General features: G+C 45.6%; 24 protein-coding genes and 1 tRNA gene. All 25 read right to left on the bottom strand.

Annotated elements, in window-relative coordinates:
* Window positions 1–9: 9 nt before the first annotated feature.
* The 25 genes from G5B11_RS07550 to G5B11_RS07430 all read right to left on the bottom strand — a co-directional run bounded on the left by G5B11_RS07550 (window position 10) and on the right by G5B11_RS07430 (window position 22,389).
* Window positions 10–855: an LPD16 domain-containing protein gene (locus tag G5B11_RS07550; protein WP_002304387.1), complete on the bottom strand. Its 846-nt coding sequence runs from the start codon at window positions 853–855 to the stop codon at window positions 10–12.
* Window positions 852–2,927 carry a DNA topoisomerase 3 gene (locus tag G5B11_RS07545; RefSeq protein WP_002578949.1) on the bottom strand — a complete coding sequence of 692 codons (2,076 nt, stop codon included), beginning with the start codon at window positions 2,925–2,927 and terminating at the stop codon, window positions 852–854. Before G5B11_RS07545 ends, G5B11_RS07550 begins: the two co-directional genes overlap by 4 nt.
* A 177-nt stretch (window positions 2,928–3,104) precedes the next feature.
* Entirely contained in the window at window positions 3,105–4,337 is a 1,233-nt protein-coding gene (locus tag G5B11_RS07540; RefSeq protein ID WP_002304383.1) for an ATP-binding protein, read from the bottom strand.
* Between the two features lie 151 nt (window positions 4,338–4,488).
* Entirely contained in the window at window positions 4,489–5,172 is a 684-nt protein-coding gene (locus tag G5B11_RS07535) for a DUF4366 domain-containing protein (RefSeq protein ID WP_002578950.1), read from the bottom strand.
* On the bottom strand, window positions 5,162–5,419 hold the full coding sequence (locus G5B11_RS07530; RefSeq protein ID WP_002304378.1) for a DUF4315 family protein: 258 nt from the start codon (window positions 5,417–5,419) through the stop codon (window positions 5,162–5,164). The genes G5B11_RS07535 and G5B11_RS07530 overlap by 11 nt, the downstream gene beginning before the upstream one ends.
* A gap of 14 nt (window positions 5,420–5,433) precedes the next feature.
* Window positions 5,434–7,170: a C40 family peptidase gene (locus G5B11_RS07525; RefSeq protein WP_002304377.1), complete on the bottom strand. Its 1,737-nt coding sequence runs from the start codon at window positions 7,168–7,170 to the stop codon at window positions 5,434–5,436.
* Window positions 7,171–7,173: 3 nt separating this feature from the next.
* Complete coding sequence (locus G5B11_RS07520) at window positions 7,174–9,561, bottom strand: VirB4-like conjugal transfer ATPase, CD1110 family (RefSeq protein WP_002588967.1); 2,388 nt, start codon at window positions 9,559–9,561, stop codon at window positions 7,174–7,176.
* Entirely contained in the window at window positions 9,521–9,955 is a 435-nt protein-coding gene (locus G5B11_RS07515; protein ID WP_002304375.1) for a PrgI family protein, read from the bottom strand. Before G5B11_RS07515 ends, G5B11_RS07520 begins: the two co-directional genes overlap by 41 nt.
* A 17-nt stretch (window positions 9,956–9,972) precedes the next feature.
* Window positions 9,973–10,839 carry a VirB6/TrbL-like conjugal transfer protein, CD1112 family gene (locus G5B11_RS07510; RefSeq protein WP_002304374.1) on the bottom strand — a complete coding sequence of 289 codons (867 nt, stop codon included), beginning with the start codon at window positions 10,837–10,839 and terminating at the stop codon, window positions 9,973–9,975.
* A gap of 25 nt (window positions 10,840–10,864) precedes the next feature.
* Window positions 10,865–11,080: a Maff2 family mobile element protein gene (locus tag G5B11_RS07505; RefSeq protein WP_002576404.1), complete on the bottom strand. Its 216-nt coding sequence runs from the start codon at window positions 11,078–11,080 to the stop codon at window positions 10,865–10,867.
* A gap of 83 nt (window positions 11,081–11,163) precedes the next feature.
* Window positions 11,164–11,556 (bottom strand): helix-turn-helix domain-containing protein, encoded by a 393-nt coding sequence (locus G5B11_RS07500; RefSeq protein ID WP_002304334.1) that lies wholly within the window; start codon window positions 11,554–11,556, stop codon window positions 11,164–11,166.
* Window positions 11,557–11,561: 5 nt separating this feature from the next.
* Window positions 11,562–11,882, bottom strand: coding sequence for a hypothetical protein (locus tag G5B11_RS07495; RefSeq protein ID WP_002304332.1), 321 nt, complete (start codon window positions 11,880–11,882; stop codon window positions 11,562–11,564).
* A gap of 12 nt (window positions 11,883–11,894) precedes the next feature.
* Entirely contained in the window at window positions 11,895–13,646 is a 1,752-nt protein-coding gene (locus tag G5B11_RS07490) for a VirD4-like conjugal transfer protein, CD1115 family (RefSeq protein ID WP_002588968.1), read from the bottom strand.
* Window positions 13,646–14,128, bottom strand: coding sequence for a PcfB family protein (locus tag G5B11_RS07485; protein WP_002304320.1), 483 nt, complete (start codon window positions 14,126–14,128; stop codon window positions 13,646–13,648). Before G5B11_RS07485 ends, G5B11_RS07490 begins: the two co-directional genes overlap by 1 nt.
* A gap of 36 nt (window positions 14,129–14,164) precedes the next feature.
* The gene (locus tag G5B11_RS07480; RefSeq protein ID WP_002304317.1) at window positions 14,165–14,476 is read right to left on the bottom strand and encodes a DUF5720 family protein; all 312 of its coding nucleotides are present in this window, start codon (window positions 14,474–14,476) and stop codon (window positions 14,165–14,167) included.
* A 10-nt stretch (window positions 14,477–14,486) separates the two neighbouring features.
* Window positions 14,487–15,128: a DUF3846 domain-containing protein gene (locus tag G5B11_RS07475; RefSeq protein ID WP_002588969.1), complete on the bottom strand. Its 642-nt coding sequence runs from the start codon at window positions 15,126–15,128 to the stop codon at window positions 14,487–14,489.
* Window positions 15,129–15,182: 54 nt separating this feature from the next.
* Complete coding sequence (locus G5B11_RS07470; protein WP_002304315.1) at window positions 15,183–15,710, bottom strand: hypothetical protein; 528 nt, start codon at window positions 15,708–15,710, stop codon at window positions 15,183–15,185.
* Between the two features lie 8 nt (window positions 15,711–15,718).
* On the bottom strand, window positions 15,719–16,645 hold the full coding sequence (locus tag G5B11_RS07465; RefSeq protein ID WP_002304314.1) for a ParB/RepB/Spo0J family partition protein: 927 nt from the start codon (window positions 16,643–16,645) through the stop codon (window positions 15,719–15,721).
* A complete protein-coding gene (locus G5B11_RS07460) occupies window positions 16,602–17,429 on the bottom strand; it encodes a ParA family protein (RefSeq protein ID WP_002304313.1) in 828 nt (275 codons plus the stop codon). Before G5B11_RS07460 ends, G5B11_RS07465 begins: the two co-directional genes overlap by 44 nt.
* A gap of 6 nt (window positions 17,430–17,435) precedes the next feature.
* On the bottom strand, window positions 17,436–18,365 hold the full coding sequence (locus G5B11_RS07455; RefSeq protein ID WP_002304312.1) for a DUF6017 domain-containing protein: 930 nt from the start codon (window positions 18,363–18,365) through the stop codon (window positions 17,436–17,438).
* Entirely contained in the window at window positions 18,362–18,577 is a 216-nt protein-coding gene (locus tag G5B11_RS07450; RefSeq protein WP_009146480.1) for a hypothetical protein, read from the bottom strand. Before G5B11_RS07450 ends, G5B11_RS07455 begins: the two co-directional genes overlap by 4 nt.
* Before the next feature lie 557 nt (window positions 18,578–19,134).
* Window positions 19,135–19,211 (bottom strand) — tRNA-Arg (locus G5B11_RS07445).
* A 211-nt stretch (window positions 19,212–19,422) separates the two neighbouring features.
* Window positions 19,423–20,292, bottom strand: a complete 870-nt coding sequence (locus G5B11_RS07440; RefSeq protein ID WP_173727416.1) for a DUF3881 family protein — start codon at window positions 20,290–20,292, stop codon at window positions 19,423–19,425.
* Between the two features lie 109 nt (window positions 20,293–20,401).
* Window positions 20,402–21,697, bottom strand: a complete 1,296-nt coding sequence (serS, locus tag G5B11_RS07435) for a serine--tRNA ligase (RefSeq protein ID WP_173727415.1) — start codon at window positions 21,695–21,697, stop codon at window positions 20,402–20,404.
* A gap of 167 nt (window positions 21,698–21,864) precedes the next feature.
* Complete coding sequence (locus G5B11_RS07430; protein WP_158422174.1) at window positions 21,865–22,389, bottom strand: DUF4446 family protein; 525 nt, start codon at window positions 22,387–22,389, stop codon at window positions 21,865–21,867.
* Window positions 22,390–22,393: the final 4 nt, after the last annotated feature.

Raw genomic sequence — 22,393 nt, 5'->3', positions numbered from 1 at the left:
GTGTCCTCCTTATCGTTCAGGCTCTTTGCGTTTGGGAGAGGGACTGGCAGGCGCAGCTTTTTCTGCGGCCTGTGCCAGTTTTTCCATGACCGACTCACGCTTCGGAGAGTCGAGCTTATCCAGCTGACTTTTCAGCACTTTGGCAACCTCAACCGCAGTTTCCTCACGGGCTTCTTCAATGGCTGTATTCAGGAACTCACGATACGGAGCCGTATTACCAGCGGCAAGATCTGCCTTGATTTCTTGGATATGCGCCTGCACATCATCGACCTGATCCATATATTCATAGGGGTCGAAGTTCTCTGCAAAACGGTCGAGCTTAAAAGCAAGCTCAGCGATAGGGTCATTGACCACCACCGCCTGTCTGCCGACTTCAAAAGCCTGCTCCATGACATCCTCATAGAACATTGCCCGCAGTTCCCGGCGCTCCAGCCCGAAGGATTCCAGAATATCCCGGCGGACTTCGAGCATGGACAGTTCAGGGTTATCAACCTGACCGCCATCAATCTCGTTGTAGTTTTCATCCAACAGGGTGTAGTCGTAACCATCTTCGCAGGTCTGCACCGCAAGGATTCTATCCTTTCCGACCTTCCATGCGGCTTCATCGCCCATAATCTCAGGCTCCGGCATATAGCTTGCGCCGTTGCGCTCCATAATTTCTGCAAACTGGCAGATATGAAACACATTGTATCCGATCTGCGTATGATACTCGTCAATGAAGGTGCAGGGCTTCACAACCATTTCATCCGGGTAGTGAATCTGCACACAGCTGCCATCGGGGATATGAAACAAATCCTTATAATGGCTGTCGATAAATCGGATTTCCTTACCATCCGGGTTGTACTCATTTGTCATTTGCGCTTTCCTCCATTTTCAAATTCCATACTGAACTTCGTTTTGCCATCATCTGATACCTCCATAAAGACGGTGGCATCAAAGGTGTTGCCCGTTCTTTCGGACTTGCAATTCTTGAGCTTTACCTTGCCGGAACCAAGCAATTTCTGCGCCGTGGCAGAAGTCATGCTCTTGCCGATGCTCGCAAAGTAGCGATTGTTTTTCCAGAGGGCAAATTTGCAAGCTCTGTTGGAACAGAAAAATGCCTTGGCTTTGTCCTCTACAGCACTGCCGCAGAGCGGGCATTTGCCGATAGAATTGGCTTCTTTCGACATCATAACCTCGGAATCACGGATTACTTCATAGTTCTGAATCAGACCGGCAATCACATCTTTGATCTCGTCCATAAAGTCCTCGCTGGCATATTCGCCTTTCTCAATGAGCAACAATTTTTCTTCCCAATCCGCCGTCATGGATGGGGACTGAATCTGTTCCGGCATGACTGTTACCAGAGCCGTACCCTTGTGGGTCGGAATCAGGTGTTTGGTTTTCTTATCACCCTTACGCTCCAGAAAACCGATGCGAACCAGCTTCTCAATGATACCGGCACGGGTCGCAGGCGTTCCCAAACCTTTGCGCTCCACCTCATCAGGCATTTCGTCCGCACCGGCAGTTTCCATAGCAGAAAGCAGAGTATCCTCGGTAAAGTGTTTAGGGGGAGATGTTTTCCCTTCCTTGATTTCCGTGCCGCTGACGGTCATTTCGTCACCAACGGAAACAGAAGGGAGTGTCTGCACGTTTTCGTCGGATTTTGTCGAATCATTTTTCTGAACCAGAGCTTTCCATCCATCCTGCACAACAGTTTTGCCTTTGGTGGAAAACACGGTACCGCCACAGTCCAGCTCAATAACTGTCTCTGCGTATCGGTGCGGATCGCCAACAGCTACGCACAACCGATTCGAGATCAGTTGCAAAATTGCAAGTTCACCCTTGGGAAGTTCGCTCAGATTGCATTTCTGCAATTCTCTGGTCGGAATGATGGCATGGTGATCTGTGACCTTTTTGTTATTCACAACCTGCTCTGCATGAACTGGTATGTTATCCACATCCTCCACGGGGAATGTGTGGAAAGCCAGCTTTACGAGGTCGGTCAGGCTATGTGCCATATCTTCCGTCAGAAACCTGCTGTCGGTACGGGGATAAGTGACCAGTTTCTTTTCATAGAGGTTCTGCGTGTAGTCCAAGGTCTGCTGTGCCGTGTAGCCAAGCACACGGTTGGCTTCTCTCTGTAAACTGGTCAGGTCATAGAGCGCAGGCGGCTTTTCTGTTTTCTCCTTACATTCAGCTTTCTGAACGATTGCCACCGAACAGCTTTGTTTGACAGCTTCGGCTGCTGCCTTGGTTTTGAAGCGTTCGCTTGCAGCCGTAAAACCATCCAATCCAATCTGAACTGTGTAGAACAGTTCAGGCTTGAATGCGGAAATGGCAGCTTCTCGCATAACAGCCATAGCAAGGGTAGGGGTCATAACACGACCAACATTCAGGGTCTGCCCGTAAAGGGTCGAAAAAAGTCGAGTAGCGTTAATACCAACAATCCAGTCGGCTCGTTCTCGACACAGTGCTGCTTCATACAAAGCATCATATTCCGTTCCAGACCTGAGATTTTCAAAGCCCTCCTTGATTGCTACATCTTCCATCGAGGAAATCCAAAGCCGCTCAAACGGCTTTCTGCACCCGGCTTTGTGGTACACCAACCGAAAGATCAGCTCGCCCTCACGACCGGCATCTGTTGCACACACAAGACTCGCAACATCTTCTCTGGCCATGAGCTTTTTCAGAATCCCAAACTGTTTTTTCGTACCGGCAGAAACCTCATACTGCCAGTCCATCGGGAAGATAGGAAGGTCTGCATAAGCCCATTTGCTGTACTTCGCATCATAGACTTCCGGCTGTGCCAGCTCCACCAAATGCCCTACACACCAGCTGACCACATATCCGTTTCCCTCTAAGTAGCCATCCTCACGCTTGGCAGCACCTAACACTTTGGCAATACTCTGTGCAACCGAAGGCTTTTCAGCCAAAACTAATTTCATTTGCATCTGCTCCTTTCACAAAAAAATAAGCAGCCACACACCGTAGTGCATGACTGCTATGTAAAAAGTTCGGAAAGGATTTTTGCAACCTGATACAATTTTCTGTTCTACAATCTCCGTCATAATAAAAATATCTCCATCATTTCAAAAGAGAATGACGGAGATATTTCACCTTGCTTATTCTTGTAGCAACCAATCGGCTATATCGTGAATTTCGATTCCTTCATAGCTATATTGGGGATGTTTGGTTCTGGCAATAATCATTTTCGGATAAGCGTCTCGAATCTGAAGCAGAGGAGAGCATTCTCTCTCAAATGTTTCCTGCCCGGAAATGTTGTCGCTGACCTGAATATAAATCTTTTCGCTACCTCTCTGAGCAACAAAGTCGATTTCCTTTTGATAGAGCTTGCCGACATAGACATCATATCCACGGCGAAGAAGCTCGATACAAACAACGTTTTCATATACTCTGCCATAGTCTATATTTCTGCTTCCCAGTATTGCATATCGAATACCGCTGTCACACAAATAGAACTTTTCAGAGCTTTCAAGGTATTTCTTACCTCGGATGTCATATCTCTTAATATCATAAAATACAAAAGCATTGCACAAATACTTAATGTACTTGCCGACGGTTACATGATTGGTTGGAGTCTCATTTGCTGTCAGTAGCTGACTGACCTTATTCGGAGAAGTCAGGTTGCTGATATTATCCATAAGGAACTCGCTCAGACGTTGTAAAACCAAAGTGTCCGGGAGAGTATATTTCTGTACCAAATCCCTTGTAACAATCGTTTCGTAGACCTCTTTGATATAGTTTGTTCTGTCTTTTTCGGTTCTATAAGCATAGGAACCTGCTAAACCGCCCTTGATAGCGTACTCATCAAAGAGCTTATCTTTGTCACTAATATCATCATAATACTGGCAATATTCCTGGAAGCTGAAAGGAAACACATGAATTTCAATATAGCGTCCGGTAAACAGAGTTGCCAGATCTGCACTCAACAGGAAAGCATTAGAGCCTGTTACATAGATGTCGTATTTTCCCTTAGAGTACAGGCTATTGATTGCCAACTCAAACTTGGGACACATCTGAACCTCGTCTACAAACAGGTAGTTCGTTTTTCCTTCCTGATAATGTTCTTCCACATAGGCGTGTAAGGCATGGTATTCCTTGATTTCTTCATACGCCAAATCCATGAAGTCGATGAAGATAATATTGATGTTTTCAAAATTGCTTTTCAGATACGCAATATACGCCTGCATCAATTTGGACTTACCAGATCGACGAATGCCCGTGATGATCTTGATGTCAGGAGTACCATTCAGTTCAATGATTCTATCGAGATATTTTGCTCTCGTGATTGTTTTCATATAGTCACCCGCTTTCAAAAATTGAAGTTTTTTCATTTCTCGAAACCGCTTCGCTGTACTTATTATACTGTCTGCTAATAGTATATGCAAGATGTCACTTTCAAAAACGCAAATTTTTTTATTTTTTGAAAGCGGAAACTATGTAAAGGCAACCCGAAGGCTGCCCCAGGCATCAAGCCTATCCTGTTTACACAGGTTCATTATCATCTTCATCGACGGAGCTATCTTCATCGTCGTCCTCAAACTCCGGATCGTACCCATAGTCCTCGTCATCGTCCACATAATCAGCATCTGGGTCAGGCTTTGCCGCTTCCTGTGCCTTCTTCTTTTCCTGGACTTTCTTAAATACGAAGAATCCACCACCACAGGCAAGCACAATCAGAGTAAGAATCGCCGGGAGCATATTTGTGGATTTCGGCTTTTCCTCCGGTGTCGGTTCTGTAATTTCAGGAACTGTTTCAACTACTTCCGGCTTTGTTTCCTCAACCGGCTTGGTGAACTCTGCAACTTCTTCCTCGTCCATCAGCTTGAGCAGGTCGGCTTCATCCACCTGATTCAGAAAATGCACGGTTTCCTCGCCCTTATCATCACGGTCAATGATGATATAGAAGTAGTTTCCGTTTTTGGTTACAGCGGTAATGAACTGCTTTCCGCTTTTCGTAGGCGAGCCAGCGTCATCAACCAAAGTCAGATTGCCGTCGGGAGTAAGCGGTAGCATCGGCTCCTCCGGCTCTGTTTCGGGAACTTTTTCTTCGACCGCAGGTTCTTCAGTCGCTACGCTTTCATCTACATAGGCAAATGCCGTTGTAGAAAACACGCCAAAACACATTGCACACGCCAGCAATGCGGCTCCAATTTTCTTAAATCTCATTCTGCGTTTCCTCCTCATTCATAGTATTGATCGTATCAGGCTTCGGAGCCATATCCGCAGCAAACATACGGAGCAGCTCGGAAAGCTGTTCGGGATTCAGGTTCGCAGCATGAACCATCTCATGGATTTCGGAATTTTCCTCCTCACGGTATCTGCGTTCCAGGTCTTTCACCTTAGCATCCCATTCTGCCCGTTTCTTACGGGCTTTTTCAAGGTCTGCACCTATTCTGTCTAACTTGGCACTCAATCGCCATCCCTCCTTTAGTTTCTGATTCTGCCGAAGCAGTAAAAATGCTGTTGCCAGTAATTCGATTCGATAGAAGCGTAGGAAATGGGGTTTCCGCAGTGGATCATCATACCATTGCCAACATAGATACCAACGTGTGATGCACCGGAGGTATCATAAGTGCCTTGGAAGAAAATCAAATCTCCCGGTTTGGCAGAGCTTTTCGGGATAATGTCGCATACGCCCATCAAACCGTTTGCGGTCAAACGACCAACACTCCAACCGTTTCCGCAGTGATTGATTACATAGGAAACAAATCCGGAGCAGTCAAAGGAGGTAGACGGGCTGCTGCCGCCCCACACATACGGGTATCCCAGATATTTTTCAGCTTCCCGAATCATATTGGCAAATCTTGTGTCTGTCAGCGCTTCGCCCGGAATATCATAATCGGTGTACTCGCCGCCAGGGGTGGCGTAAATGTCATTTCCGAAAATATCCGGTCTGTTGCCCCTTGTCTGAAGCAAAATTCTATATCGCTCCATATCATCTTCCGACAAGCCGGAATTTGAAATCACACTGTTCAAGCCCTTATTTCTGAGCTTCACATTCAGAATATAATATTCGTAATCTTCTTCCTCTGTTGTTGTCTCTCCCGTTTCGGGATCAGTAGAAGATGTTGTTCGTGTACGAATCTCTACTACTTCCGTCAGGGTCAGCTCATATTGTTGCTCAAATAGCCATTGCAGGGTAGCCTGCACCTCATCTCTGGTGTAATCCTCAAACTTCACCGTCAAATACGCCGCCAGCTCATAAGGATTGTGGTTGATTTCATCAAGGTCATACCGGTACTCGTCATATCCGCTATGAGTACGCTCGATATTATTGATTTTATTGCGGAGCGCAGCTTCCAAAGCCTTGTAATCATTGTCCGCACCAATAATATCTTCCTCTTTTGCAGTAAAAGAAGTTCCCAGAATGATCTGTGTGCCGCCTTGGAACATAGCCGAACAAGACGAGAACATCCCTGAGAGTATCATAAAAAGCAGTCCGGCAATCAAAACAAACAGAATCGTTTTAGAGTGTGTGGTGCAGAACTCCGTTACTCTTTCTGTGATGTTCTTGGCTCCCTGAGCTGCTTTGCCCGTTGCCTTGCCTGCACCCTTAGATGCAGAAGCCGTTGTCGAAGCGGTATTCTTACCGGCTTTGGCGGCAGCATATTCTTTCTTGATTGCCCTTTTCTGTTGCCAACGGGAAAAGGGATTGGAACCGGCATCGGGGTTGTCCTTTTTGAACTTCTCATACAGGGCATTTACATTTGCTTTATCTGACTTCTCAACCAGCTTTTCCGCCTTGTCGTAGGCTTTCAGCTTGTGACTGTAAACGGCATGATCGACGGTATAGACAGTGGATTCAACAGCCTTGGTCGTTTCCTGCACAGCCTGAACGCCGATATTATCATCCTCATATTCTGACACCGCCCGATGTGCTTTGGATGTGAGCGTGACTGCGGCACCACGGCTTGCCATGTGCTTTGCCACAGATGGGCGCTCGATTTCCGTAAACTCCGCTTTTTCAAAACGGAGCTTTGCTTTACGGGAACCGGCTGCATCTGTTTCCAGCTTTAGCTTCGGCTTTGCCTTTTTAGAAGCCAATTTGTCTGCCGCTTTTTCAGCCCTATCAACCGCCTTATCTGCACGGTCGGCAGCTTTCTTCACATGAGAATCTGCAAGGTCATCTTCGGTAAAACGGAGTCGTGTAGGTCTTTTCGCCATACATTACGCCTCCTTTTCCTGTGCCACCTCGTTTAACTTCGTGGTCATAATGCGATACAGTTCCAGATCTGTCGGGAATCGGTCAATGAACGGCAGAATCACATTGCCATAGAACAGAAGTCCTTCGCCCTCACCGGAGTTGGTTACATAGGACAGCTGATGCGGCGAAATGTTCAACCGCTGTGCCAGAATACTTCGGTCATCGCTTGCCTGATTCAGCATATAGATGAAATCAGAGTTTTCGAGGATGTTGGCAATCTCCGGGGAACGAAGCAGGTCTTTGACATTCTGAGTAATACCGGTCGGCAAGCCGCCCCATTTACGGAATCGCTTCCAGATTTCTACGGAATAGGTTGCCGTCTGTTCTTCCTTCAGAAGCAGATGGAACTCGTCAATATAATATCTGGTCGATTTACCGGCAGAACGGTTGGCAGTTACACGCCCCCAGACCTGATCCTGAACGATCAGCATACCGATTTTTTTCAGCTGATTGCCCAGCTCCTTAATGTCGAAGCACACCAGACGATTCTGAATATCCACATTGGTTCTGTTGTTAAACAGTTTCAGAGAACCCTTAACATAGATTTCCAAGGCGGTCGCTACATGGTGGGCTTCCTTTTCGTCCTGTTTCAGAAGGGCATCATACAAATCCTCAAGGATCGGCATATTCTCAGGGGCAGGATTGTCGAAATATCTCTGGTAAATCTGATGCACACAACGGTCGATAACCGTCTTTTCGATAGGCTGCAAGCCATCCTTACTGCCCATAATCAACTCACAGAGGGACAGGATAAAATCAGCTTTCAGTGCTACCGGGTTGTCATCCTCAGAGTAGTTCAGGTTGATGTCCATAGGGTTGATATAGTTGGTACTGGAGGAGCTGATTTTTACCACCTGACCATTGAACTTGTGAACCAGAGCCGCATATTCCGCTTCGGGGTCGCAGATGATAATATCGTCATCCGTAACCAGGAACGCATTGGTGATTTCACGCTTTGCGGAAAAGGATTTACCGGAACCGGGAGTACCCAGAATCAGTCCGTTGGGGTTCTTGAGCTTCTTTCTGTCCACCATGATAAGGTTGTTCGACAGAGCATTCAGCCCGTAATAGAGCGTTTCTCCACCATTCTGGAACAGCTCCTGCGTGGTGAAAGGCACAAAAATAGCCGTGGAACTGGTAGTCAGGCCACGACGAATCTCAATCAGGTTTTGTGCCAAAGGCAGGCTGCTCATCAGTCCGGATTCCTGCTGAAAATCCAAACGACGCAGATTGCAGTTATGCTTCTGGGCGATGCTCTGTGCCTGGAACACATTGTTCTCCAGTTCCTGCTCGGTGCGCCCGGTGTTCAGCACCAGAAATGTCACCATGAACATTCGCTCATTCTGGCTCTGCAATTCTTTCAGAAGTGACTTCGCATCTTTACCATAGGTAGCAAGGTCAGATGGGATAATGTCCATGTCATAGCCAGAACGCACAGCCTTTTTCTGTTCCTCGATTTTGGAACGGTCAAGCTCGGTGATGATTCTCTTGATGGTCTTAATCGCCGCAGTCTGGTCAACCGACTGGATGTGCATGGTCACGATCTGCGTGGATTCCATATCCAGAAAATCCGCCAGCATACGATCAGACAGGTCTGATGCCGTAATTGCCAGATAAGACATCGAACCGAAGATACTGCCCATCTGGAAGGTGCGGTTGGTCTTAAAGGCAAACGCCGTCGGAGCAATGAAGTCCTTTACGGACAGCCCGGATTCCACAAGATACTTCCAATCGAAGAAGAACTTATCATTATCACCCATGTGGAACATAGAGTGCATCAGATGCAGCCGCTCTTTGCCGTTCATGGTAGTGGCAATGACACCCAAACGCCGAAAGTTATTGAGCAGATCGTTTTCGATATGGTTGAGTCTCGGCTTTGCCTGCCGCATGGATTCGGCTTCAATGCCGAATGTCAGGTACTTGGTTTTGGTCAAGCCGTTGTTGCCCTGCGCCAACTGCTTTTTCAGCATCTGGCTATACTCGGCACGGACGGGATTGAAGCTGTCCTTCTTGAACGGGATACGGATACTCTTTTCAAAGCTTTCAGCATCGGTACTCAGGTTCATAAAGGAAAGCTCAAAGTGAATGGAGCTGTCAAAGAAATTCAGGAAACTGCACCACTCATCGAAGATGGCAGTCTTATCTTCCTGCTGTGCCAGCTGATAGTTGATGTCCTGAAACTGAATGGTCTTGGTGTAATAACTGTCAGTGACACGGCAGATGCCATCCGGGAACATTCTCTGAAAGGGAATGGACTGCTGTGCAGTCTGCGGAATACCGTTGTCCTTCTTTGCCCGTTCCACAACAGCTTTAATTTCTCGCTGCTGCTTCCGATTCAGATTTGCAGGCATTTTGATGTTTCTTGCCTGTGGCTTCTTTTTGAAAAACAATTCGTTCAACCTCCTTTTCCAGTTTGTACTGACGCATCAAAGCGTCATAATAGTTGTCCGTCTGATAAGGGCGAACCTTGGGACGAACGAATTTGGTCTGAATGAAGTGTTCTACAACCACTTCCAACGGCTGACTATCCTTTTCATACATTGCCAGAAAGAACAACGGTAACATGACGATCATCATGGACAGTGCTGCAAGGCTCACATTTCCGGTTGCTTTGACCAGAAAGAAAATCGGCACTCCGATGAGCGCCGCCGCACCAAAGCAAAGTAACTGCCGTTTCGTCAGATTGAAGAACACTTTTGTTTTTACCCTCGTCAGGTCACGAGGTACGGGAATATACGCTGCCAAACAATTTCCTCCTTCCCTTAGTGAGCGCTGAATACACCCTTCGCAAGCGAACCAGTCTTAAACAGGGTGAAGCACAAAAGGACGGTGTAGCCCATAACACCCCAGATAGAACCGATGATGTCATCACTGAATGCGATAGACTGAATCAGCACCGCATAAATGCCCACGCAGATCATAATCAGGAATCCCTGGAATCCGATTGCAAACAGCGAACGCAGATAATTCTGTCCGATATTGCTCTGTTCTCTGTTTCCAAAAGTGGAAAGCGGAATCGGGGCAAGGCTGACCATCAGATAAATTTCAATCATTCGACCGTAGACGATCACAAAGATGATGATTGCCAAAGCGGACATCGTGACCTGCACGATAAAGGATTGCAGGAACAAGCCGAGCAAAGGACCCAAATCCATTGCCATCAGCGTTTCTTCCATTGTTTCCAATGCCGAAGCATCTATGGCAGTATTTCCGGATATGATACCGGCGCTTGCGTTTATAACGTGCTGTGTCACATCAAACACAGCCATCGTGATATTGAATGTGTTTGTGATTAACATGACCGCAACAAAAGTCTTGAACACCCATTTGAAGAAGATCCAGGTTTCAAAATTTGCCAGATTGTTGTGGTCAATAATCATCTGAATTAGCTCATAACAGGCAATGAAGGTCAGAATCAAGCCTGCGATTGGGATAATCACTGACTCGGAGATGTTTCGTACCATGGCAAAGACACCCGGCGAAAAATTCGCCGGGGTCATGCCAACGGAGGTTGCTATCTCGCCAACCTGGTTGTTGACGGACTCAAACATCCCCGACAGATTTCCCATAATAGCTGAAACGAGCATTTCTTTCAGCCAGTCTGTGATCTGTTGGAGTATGCTGTCCAAAGGCGATTACCTCCTTGTTTTGTGATTAACCGAACAGTCCGGAGAGCAGAGGTACAAGGGTGGTGCCGATGAGGGCAACACCGCCGCCAGCCATGAGCTGCTTCATGCCCTGGGACTTTGCGCCGGGGTTATCGTTGCCGTAGCCCTCAAGCAGATTGATTGCACCCCAGATGCCAAGACCTGCGCCCAGAGCGATAACGAGAGTCTGAAGAACGGTTACTGCGCTATTGAAAAATGCCATAATATTTTCCTCCTAAAATTTGAAATTGTTTTGAGAATAGAAAAAGCCCTCCGTACTACCGGCATCAAAACCGGACGGAAGGCTTAGTTTACGAGAATCTTTTCAAGGAACTCCTCGACGGTTATCACGCCAAGTTTCTGTTCCATTCTGCTTCTTGCATATTCAGTTTCACAATCATATATATCACCACCACCTTTCATAAGAAACAGCCAATACATTGACTGCAACAAATCTTCACGAGAAGCACAGATTGTCGGTGAAAAAACGACAGGTGAAACCTTCAGAACCTCTGCGAGTTTCGCTGTGGTTTCTGCATTAGGGGTTCGAGCGTTTTTCTCATACTGAGCAATACGGACATCCGCTGTTTTCTCGGAATACCCCATCAGGAGTCCAAGCTCTTTCTGGGTAAGGCGGCGAAATCGTCTAACGAACTTCAATCGCTGCCCAATAGAGGTATCCGTGATCCACCAAGTCATTTTTTTTACACCTCGCTTTCTGCAAATTCTCGATATACAACCTCATTTTTTGCTCTGCGCTTGCCTACGGCTTCACTGGGAGCAAGGTCAGGGTAGGTTGCCTGCACTTTCTGTCTGCTTCTGCGGACAGTTTCAAACCCCGGAAAGCTGCGTCTATCCAGTTCCTTCAAAAACACAGGAACCGTCATGGCATGAATGTCGATGCCACGCAGACCGGAATAGTGTTCCAGTACCATCAGGTACAAATGATTGTCGGTATTTCTTGCCTTGTGGTCGTGTTCCAAGATGTTCTTAACCAGGGCAGATACCGTTTTCAGATTTTCCAAACAGAAACCTCCTTAATCCGCATCGACTACCACAAACTCATCACCTGCCTTGAGCTTCAACCTTCGACTCAGAAACTGCTCAATGTTGAACTCATTTCTCTTATCAAAGTCTGATGTGTACTTATAATTGGGGTGCTGCGTCAGATCGTACTTGTCAGAAAGAAACGGTCTGACACCACGCAACTGCAAAATACACTTGCTGCCATCCAGAACCGCAAGCTCATCTACGCTCGCAAGGTCTTTGCCTAACTTCTGATAATTCAAGCCGTAAGACGGGCTGTTACCTCTGGTGTTGGAGGTGTTGTAGGTGTCGATAGTTTCTTTTCCCAATGCCTGATTCAGTTCTTTGAGCGTGGTTGGCTCAGAACCACCCAGGAAAATTCGGGAATCCATGTTGCCGATGATGGTATCGGCATTGTCTTTATAAATGGCTTTCAGCTGTGATTGTGCCTGGAGAACAAGGCAAGCCGATATTTCACGGCTTCGGATTGTCGCTACCAGTTTTTCCAGATTGGGAATCTGACCGATGTTTGCCATCTCATCAATCAAGCAGCGCACATGAACCGGCAGTCTGCCGCCGTACACATCATCTGCTTTCTCGCACAACAAGTTGAACAGCTGTGTGTAAATCATGGAGATCAAAAAATTAAACGTCGCATCCGTATCTGACATAATCAGAAAGAGCGCCGTTTTCTTATCTCCGAGAGTATCCAACTGCAACTCGTCATAGGCAGTCACATCTCTGACCTCCTGAATATCAAAAGGAGCCAGACGAGCGCCGCAGGAAATCAAAATCGATTTAGCGGTCTTGCCGGCAGCCAGCTTGTATTTTTTATACTGACGGACTGCAAAGTGATTCGGCTTTTTCTTTTCCAGGGCTTCAAACATCAGATCCACCGGGTTCTGGAACTCCTCATCATCTTCCCGCACCTCCATTGCGTTCAGGAACTCAATCAGGGTGGAGAAATTCTGTTCCTCAACCGGAGCTTCATAGTGGATATATCCGATCAAGGCACAGTAGAGCAGCGTTTCCGCCTTCGTCCAGAACTCATCACCGGCTTTTCCATCACCCTTTGTGTTGGCAATCAGCGTTGTCACCAGTTTCAGAATGTCTTTTTCTGAATGGATATAGGCAAATGGGTTATAGTGCATCGACTTCTGAAAGTTGATGGTGTTGAAAATCTTGATGGTGTAGCCATGCTTCAAAAGGGCGTTGCCGCACTCAATCACGATGCTGCCTTTCGGGTCAGTGACCACATAGGAACTGTGCATCTGGAGAAGGTTTGGCTTCAACCAAAAGCGAGTTTTACCGGAACCCGAACCGCCGATAATCAGAACATTCTTATTTCGGGCATTGGCAGGATTCTTCGGGCGATTGCTCATCATCAGCCGCTCCGTTTTCGTCAGGATCACATTGTCCTCGAACTTTGGTGCAATAAACGGCTCAATATCTTTTGCCGTTCCCCAACGAGCAGAACCGTACTCAACATTGTGTCGGTACTTCTTTGCGTTTTTGCCTTTTAGATAGACAGCCAGCCGAAGTCCTGCGCCGCAGAGAATACCAATCAGCAAATCCAACGGGTGAAAGCTGGGAAACGGATTGTTCAGGGCTATCGGAAGGGCATGAAAAAAGCTGAGGATTTTCGCAGATGAATCTGCCCCCTCAGCCAATCTCCATGCTTCTCCTAAATTCGTAGCGAACAACCCTACCAGAAAATACGGTAAATTCAGAATCAGGAGCTTTTTCATTTTTCTCTTATCCATCACAGATCACGCTCCTGTTTCTTCTCTCGAACCTTCTTCGGAATCGCTGCGACAATTTCCTTGAACTTCTTCAGCTGCGCCAGAACGCTCGGCTTTTCATTCTTGGTTAATGCCCTTGCCTGATGTTCCTTGCAGATTGCATCCAAAGCATCTGCATCTTTAGAACGGACAAAAACAAGAAACCGGGGAGGATCAACGGACTTATCTTTTCTTACGGCAAAGTCCACGCCATACTTCTTGGCGAGCTTTTCAAAATCACGGATACTCTCTTTGTCGATCTCAACATTCGTAGCACCCTGATTCTGTCCCAAAAGCTGTTTCACGGATTGCTTTCCATGAACGGCAGGGTCTCGTGCCTTTTTCATCTTCACTTTTTCCCGGTGCTGCAAATACTTGCGGATACCGGCAATGATAGTGCGCCCCGTCAGCTTGGTTGTGCTGATCGCCAGGTTTACTGTTCTGTTTTCAACTTCTTCCTGCATGATTCATCACCTCCTGCAAGCAGTAGAGTGAACAGATTATCGTGCCATATCTCTGTGGTCGTAATACAGATTGCCCTTGGCAACTGCGGCATGGCTGATAATCTTGATATTGCCAGCTTTCTGGTTATCCAGAGCCTTCTGATAACCCACATCGCTCAAATACAGGCGATTTCTTTCGCCTTTCCAACCGACAGGCGATTCATCGGTCAGCACATCGAAAATAATCATGTGCTTGGTGGCGTCATCAAATCGTGCCAAGTCCATATAGGTATGTCCCTGGTACTCCTTGGCACCATCCTGAATCCGCTTTCGCTCCATCAGCTCTCCAATCGTCGAATTTCTTTGCATAAGAACCTCCTTACAGAACATCTCGGTCAGGGTTACTTTTGTGGGGAACCGAATCAGCTTTGACAGGTGCATCTTCTTTCTTCACCATGTCATCCGGCAGGGGAAGCGCCATAATGCTGCGCCCCATGCGTACAAAAGTCTCAGGCTGATGAAAGTGTTCCTCAAACTGCTTCATCAGTTCCGGGGACAGAGAACAAAAATCATCCTCGCCCAATCCCACAACCAGAAAATCACCGGCGATAATGTCATAAATATCGCCGTCATCATCACGCAGCGCACGGTTCAGTTCTTTGCCTACGAGTTTACCTTCGTCGTGCATCACCAGTGCAACCGGCTCATTGAACGGATAAGTTGCCTCAATATCGCCACCTACGGCTTTCTGCAAATCCTCCAGCTCACAGCCGATCTGCACAGCCTGCGGATACATGAACGGCTTTACCAGCAACACATTCATGGTATCTGCCTGTTCTTTCTGAACCTCCCGTTCCTCGGTCGTGCCGAACGCAACACCGGTAAAGTTTTCGGAGTCCAGAATGTACTCCGAATTGTAATAAGCGGCTCTAACCTGTTCCTCTGCCGCATCGTGAGATTCTGCTTGCACCGTAACCGTTTTCTCCAAGGTTTCGGTGATCTTCACATCGTATTCTTTCAAGTTTCGATACCTCCGTTTCTTTGGAAATAAGAAAAGCGACCATCCATGAACCTGTTACAGTTCATAAATAGTCGCATCCACATCGGCTAAAAGCTCGAACAAGCAAATATCGTCCAGTTCGCAAATCAGGGAACCCATGTCGAAGAAAATATCGTCCTCGCATTCCACCGTAGTAACCACGCTGCGGTGTTCGTTAAGACAAATGGCTTCTTCCTTGTCCATCGTGATCGTAGACATACAGGACACCACATAGAATGTCATATCTTCTGCTAACCACAGCTCCTTGCTCTGAATCGTGCGAACTTTTTCATCGCCGCTCATATCTTCTACATAGGACAGAAGCCGCACGGCTCTGCTGTTCAGAAGTACCTTTCCCTGATAGTCGATACCCTCACCAGCAGAGGACAATACTCGATACTCGCTAATCATCTCGGCATTTTTCTGAAACGACTTTGCCAGAAGCGCAGGAGAAATATCATCGAACTCCTCACTGTAGTTTACGAGCATATCTACCATATAATCAGGATCGCAAAGGTCGTAGAGTTCTTCCAAAGCGCCCTGAATGTTTTTGGGTGTAAACATTTTTTACCTTACCTTTCCATTGATTTTTCTCTTTTTTTCTGCCATTGCTCCAAAAGCTGAATGATTTTATCCTCCATCTGCTTGTTGGTATAGGACTTCGGGAAGTATTTTCGCAACGAATCCGTTTTGAAGGTTACTCTGTCCAGCTCTCCCTTCTTGATTTCATTCATAATCTCGCACATCGCATCCAGCGTACACTCGCCCTCCTGTGCGAGCTTTTTAATTCGCTGTGCTTGCGAAAGGGAAGGAGCTGCTTGAGCATAATCCATTGCAGAAAGAAAATCCTTCTGTTCTTCACTTGCCAGATAGGAAAGCTCCACCGCAGGATTGAATTTGATCTGACCCGTATCTACCATATCCAGCAGTTCCGGAATCAGTTCGGTCAGACGGATATAACGGTGTACCTGATTTCTGCTTTCTCCTGCCTCCTGACCGACTATATCCATTGCCTGCAACTTCATCCCAACTTGGGATGAAGTTAAATCGGTGCGTTGACCTTGATGTTTAATCGCATCCAGCTTCATCTTATAAGCAAATGCTCTTTCACTCGGCAGGATACTCTCCCTCTGCAAATTCGCATCAACCATCAAAATAATGGCTGCATCATCGTCCAGGTCACGAACAATCGCAGGCATGGTTTCCTTACCCGCAAGCTCCGATGCCCGGTGCCGCCTGTGACCAGAAACGATTTCATAACCACCGTCGGGGTCAGGACGGACAATCGCAGGAGTGAGAACTCCGAAATCTCGGACGCTCTCTGCCGTTTTCATCATTTCTTCATCATCAACCACACGGAAGGGGTGTCCCTCAAAGGGGTGTAGCTCAGAAAGCGGAATTTCCTGCACACGCTCCTGCTGGGCTTCAGCTCTGGATTGATCGGTGGAGAAAATATCATCGTACCCCTTCAAGCTGATGTTTGCGCCTTTTTTCTGCATTGTTTAACACCTCCTTCGTCAGAATTTTATAGGCTTCGGCAACTTTGCCTTTGGGATCATGCTTGAAGATACTGGTTCCCTCTGCGCTGATTTCCTCTGCACGGACAGAGCGGGGAATGTCGGTCTTGTAAACCTTCAGCTTTCCGCCGTAGCTCTCCCGAATCAGATTGCTGATGTCTTTGGAGTAGTTGGTGCGGCTGTCCACCATCGTCAGAAGAATCCCTTCAATCCTCAGTTTCGGGTTGATTTGCCTCTTGACCTTGTTGATGGTTCCAAGCAGCTGTTCCAGACCCTTTGCAGGAAGGTATGCTGCCTGAACCGGTATCAGCACATTGTCGGCAGCTGCCAACGCATTGACGGTCAGCATACCCAAAGACGGCATACAGTCAAGAAGAATGTAATCATAATTCTGTTTGACTGTATCCAGGTATTGCCGGAGAATGGTTTCCCGGCTCATGGCATTGACCAGTGCTACCTCCATACCTGAGAGTTCGATGTTGGACGGCACCAAATCAACGCCCTCCGGATGATGAAGAATCCCTTCATCGGGAGTAATAGGGTTTTCCATCATAATCTTTCCCATCAGATCGGAAAGTGTCGGAGACAGATCATCCGGGCAGGGATTGCCCAAACTGACCGTCAGGGAAGCCTGGGGATCGGTGTCTACCAGAAGCACCTTTTTTCCTTCAAGAGCCAAGCCAACGCCCAGATTCTCGGTGGTGGTGGTCTTTCCAGTGCCTCCTTTCTGATTGACCACCGCAATGATGGTTGCTTTTTTCGACATTTATCGTCACTCTCCTTCCTCTCGCTTCATTTTCAATTTCTTAAATCCTCCTTCCAAATATCCGTGTGACATATCGTGCCGAACAAGAGCATCGTAGTAGGTGTCTATTGTCGTCGGCGCATTGTATATCGTAGTCAGCATATACTGACGGATATTTCTAATCTTTGTGGTGTTCTCCTTGAAGCAGTCCATAACATATCGAATGTGTTCGGCATTCAGTTTCATAAACCGACTGCGGACAATTTCTGCCGGACGCTCCTCTGCACCAATGCGAATCAACGGTCGCTTCGTGCAAACTGTTTCAACGATCAACTCCAGAATGTTATCCAGCATTTCGGAATCGTAAGGGTAATCCTTCTTCAACAAATCCATACTAAGCTGATCCGAGAAATAATCAAAGTATTCTTGATACCGGTCATTCTCGTCCATCATTCCACCATTTCCGGAAGGAAAGATAGAATCAGTATCACTAAATTCAGTATTTTTAATATCAGTATTATTACATTGTGATTTCGGAAGTTCTTGAGTTGTGATTTCCATTGTTCCAGAATTGTGATTTTCACAATTCAAGAGTTGTGAATCCACAGCAGAGATAAAGTTCTTCACATAGATCAGGTTGGGCTTTCCCAAACCCTGGCGCTTACGTTCAATCAATCCTGCTTTCTTCTCAAGTTCACTGAGCAGCTTGATAGCCTTTTGTTCAGCACAGTTCAGAGCCATCTTCGCTTCGTCGATTGTAAAAATGATATACACTCTACCGTTTTTATCTATCCAACCATTCTTGGCAGACAGGCTCATGCGGTCAAGCAAAATGCCATACAGCATCTTGGCATCGGCAGAAATATTCCAGAACCTCTCGTTCGTGAACAACACCTTCGGAACTCGATAGAATGTGAATAGATCGGATTGCTGACCGTAAAAATAATCAAAACTCACACGGCTTCACCACCTTCTTTCTGCGGAAAACTTTCTGTTGTCAGCGGAATGCTGCGGAAAGTCGTATCCGTCTTTTCGTAAGGACATCGGGCAAAATAGTAGAAGCGGTATTCCTGTTCATACACATCCATATCAACGAAGCCCCACTTCACGCATAACCTTCTTCGTACACCAACCAATGCACGGGTGATCTCGCCCATAGGGACAGCCATCACATTCCGACTTGGGTTTCGGCGGCAAAGAGATTAAGTAGTAGCAATTATTTCTACCCAGACGGCAGCCCTTTCTGCCATTCGTCCAGAAGTAGCAGTAATGACAGTCGCTCGGCTTGTCTGCGGTATAAACAGGCTTGCTCAAATAAAACACCTCCAATCTCTTGTATTTGCCCATGGGTTTGGGCATAAAAAAAGAGCGCCTATCCATCCCCAATGCGGGGCAAATAGACGCTCTATGTACATAACGATATTTAATTTTATCTGCTATAACTGCATGGTATTCAAAACATCCGCCTTTTTTGATTAGCTGGATTTTTGGCACGATTTTGGGGCTGATTAGCAGGAAGGGCATTTTCATTAGCAAGAACAGCCCGTTTTCTGCTAAAAATTAGCTGGCGATTTTGTCTTATAACAACCGTTCGATTCTGGAGGGGTTGTCAAAAATCAAATTTTGGAGTAGAATTTTATCTCATACAGTGAAAGAGCTTTTTCGTAGCTTTTTATATAAGAAAAGCCGAAAACCCTTGAAAACAAAGGCTTTCGGCGTTGTTCACTGGCGTCCATAAGAGGATTTGAACCTCCGACCCCACGCTTAGGAGGCGTGTGCTCTATCCAGCTGAGCTATATGGACGTGTCTGATATATGATTATAGCCCGATCAAAGTCGAACTGCAATCCCTTATTTAGTTTTTTTTGAGGTGGCCGTTGTAACGCAACCTTAGGAGGCGAGTGCTCTATCCAGCTGAGCTATGACGACACATGCGATTTTATATATTCCAAAACCACATCGACAATTGTACTATATTTGCACCTAAAAGGCAAGGTCTAAATCAAATTTAGCTTTTAAAAATGCAGCTGTCCCTGAAGCCAGATGATTCCTTTAAATCTTCTTCCCACCTGCGGTTCTCCAAATAGATCCTGTTTGTTGATGCATATATCAAACTGCATATCATTGCTTTCCACGGTCATCTGATAAAGGTTTTCACCTGTAAGCACATTCTGGAAGCTTACAACATCTCTGATCTCTCCCATAATATTATACTGGTCACATTCAATACCATATGGCATAAAATAGGAATCGACGATAGTCAAAATATCATCATTCACAATTCGCTCGGAAATCATTGAATAAGTGTCCATATCTTCCATTGTCAGACTTTCCATGGCTTCCTCGTCACCATTTCTGGCAGCCTCGATCAAATTGGTACGATTTCTTGTCGATTCCTGGGCCACTATCACTGCTTCCTTATCTTTCTGAACAGGCAGGAGAATTGTTCCCTTTTTGGCAAGTCCGGTAAGGGTCAATGGCTGCCCGCCAAAAGTTCCCTTTGAACTTTCAAGTATATATTCTGCAGGATTTTGCAAATAAAAAATCAATGTTACACCAATTCTAAGATCATCACAAGCACCTGCAAAAGATTCCTTATCCGCATGTCGTTCAATCGTAACTTTCTCCTGCGTGGTAATCCCTGTCCCCCTAAAAAAGGGGAAGGAATATTCCACCTGAAACTGATTGTCTTCATCATACTGTCCGCAGACGGTGATCCCGCAATCACATCCATAATTTTTAGAGAATTCAGCAAAAGTACCATCCGGATGGTTCTCCACAACATATTTTTCGTCATAAGAATCAATCACGTCACGGATCAATTCCTGCATTTCTTTTCTTTTTGTGATCTTTGAAAATCCGATTGATCTCAAATAGCTGTGCACGAAAACACCTCCTGTTTTGCTGTACGTTTAATGACACTTTATTATTTAAAATATCAATGCATTCTTGTTTCGCTTCAATATTGTGCTGGAAACGCCTTACATATGTGTATTATTTATTGGACTTTTTCTCGATTTTTGTCATTCCACCCATATATGGCTGAAGTGCTTTTGGAATATTAACACTTCCATCTGCATTCAGATTATTTTCAAGGAATGCGATCAGCATTCTTGGCGGTGCTACAACAGTATTATTTAAGGTATGTGCAAGGTATTTCTTTCCATCTGCTCCATTTACACGGATTTTCAAACGGCGTGCCTGTGCATCGCCCAAGTTAGAACAGCTTCCTACTTCAAAATACTTTTTCTGTCTTGGGGACCATGCCTCTACATCCAGGGATTTTACCTTAAGATCTGCCAAATCACCGGAACAGCATTCCAAGGTACGTACCGGAATATCCAAAGAACGGAACAGATCTACTGTATTCTGCCACAACTTCTCAAACCACATTTTGCTTTCTTCAGGCTTGCATACAACGATCATTTCCTGTTTTTCAAATTGATGGATGCGGTAAACGCCTCTCTCCTCCAGTCCATGTGCACCTTTTTCTTTACGAAAACAAGGAGAATAACTTGTAAGAGTCTTTGGAAGTTCTTCCTCTGGGATAATCTGGTCAATAAATTTACCAATCATGGAGTGCTCACTGGTTCCGATCAGGTATAAATCTTCACCTTCGATCTTATACATCATTGCATCCATCTCAGCAAAACTCATAACGCCTGTTACCACATTGCTGCGGATCATAAAAGGCGGTACACAATATGTGAATCCCCTGTTGATCATAAAATCTCTTGCGTAAGCGATTACTGCGGAATGAAGTCTGGCAATATCGCCCATCAGATAATAAAAGCCATTTCCGGCAACTCTTCTTGCACTATCAAGGTCAATCCCGTCAAAGCTTTCCATAATATCCGTATGATATGGAATCTCATAATCCGGCACAACCGGCTCTCCAAACTTTTCAATTTCAACATTCTCGCTATCATCTTTTCCAATAGGAACAGATGGATCAATAATATTCGGAATAACCATCATATCTTTCAGAAGCTCTTCTTCTACTTCTTTCTCTCTTGCGGAAAGCTCCTCAATACGTGCACCAGATGCAGCTACCTGTTTCTTTACTTCTTCTGCCTCTTCTTTTTTGCCCTGTCCCATCAGAGCTCCGATCTGCTTGGAAATTTTATTTCTCTGTGCACGCAGTGCTTCGACTTCCTGTTTGATTTCTCTGTTTTCTTTATCCAGTTCCAGTACCTTGTCTACTAGTTCAAGCTTATTATCCTGAAATTTATTACGAATATTCTGTTTTACTACTTCCGGGTTTTCTCTTACAAATTTAATGTCTAACATAATGTCCTCCTGATACTAATATTCCTTTTGATATACTTTCTTTTTTTCATGATCTTATTGTATAGAAAACGTCACTTTTTTTCTGTTTTTCGTTTTGCGTTCTTTTCAAGTTTATTTCTTTGTTGTTTTATAACAACGATCTATCTCAGCATTGATACCACACTATTTTACTCCTCAGTCTCAAGATTTCCAAGGCCAAAATTAACAGCTTTTCTCAATGCTTCAACTTCTTCCTGACTTAAAACAACATATGATTCGCCTTTTACTATTTCTTTCAAATACAGGAAGCAATTGTCACGGCTATGCACTGCATTTAGTATAAGACCTGTATTATCTTTGTCAAGTAAGGCAAGCGCAAAACTTAATTTTCCACCTACATCATCAAAAGCATCGTACTTTTCTATCCCATATTTGCTGAACATGGTTTCCATATTATGCTTAATAAAACTAATGTCATGTTCATGATCCTCTTTTGCTTCATAAAGCCGGTCAATCTGATTAAATTTTCTCACAAATACCTTTTCCAGTGATTGGGCATCGCTGCCTTTCATGAACATTTTGTACTTACGTTCCAATCGACTGAGACGCATTTTGCTGCCCAACACATTTGCCAGGAGAATTAATGTGAGGATCAGCAATATAATGATAATAATTCCTGGATCGATTCCCATGCTGTCAAAAATACTGCTCATAGAT

Origin of the sequence: Blautia glucerasea, assembly GCF_013304385.1 — a bacterium.
Taxonomy (GTDB): Bacteria; Bacillota; Clostridia; order Lachnospirales; family Lachnospiraceae; genus Blautia_A; species Blautia_A ammoniilytica.
This window is presented reverse-complemented; position numbering and strand designations above follow the sequence as displayed.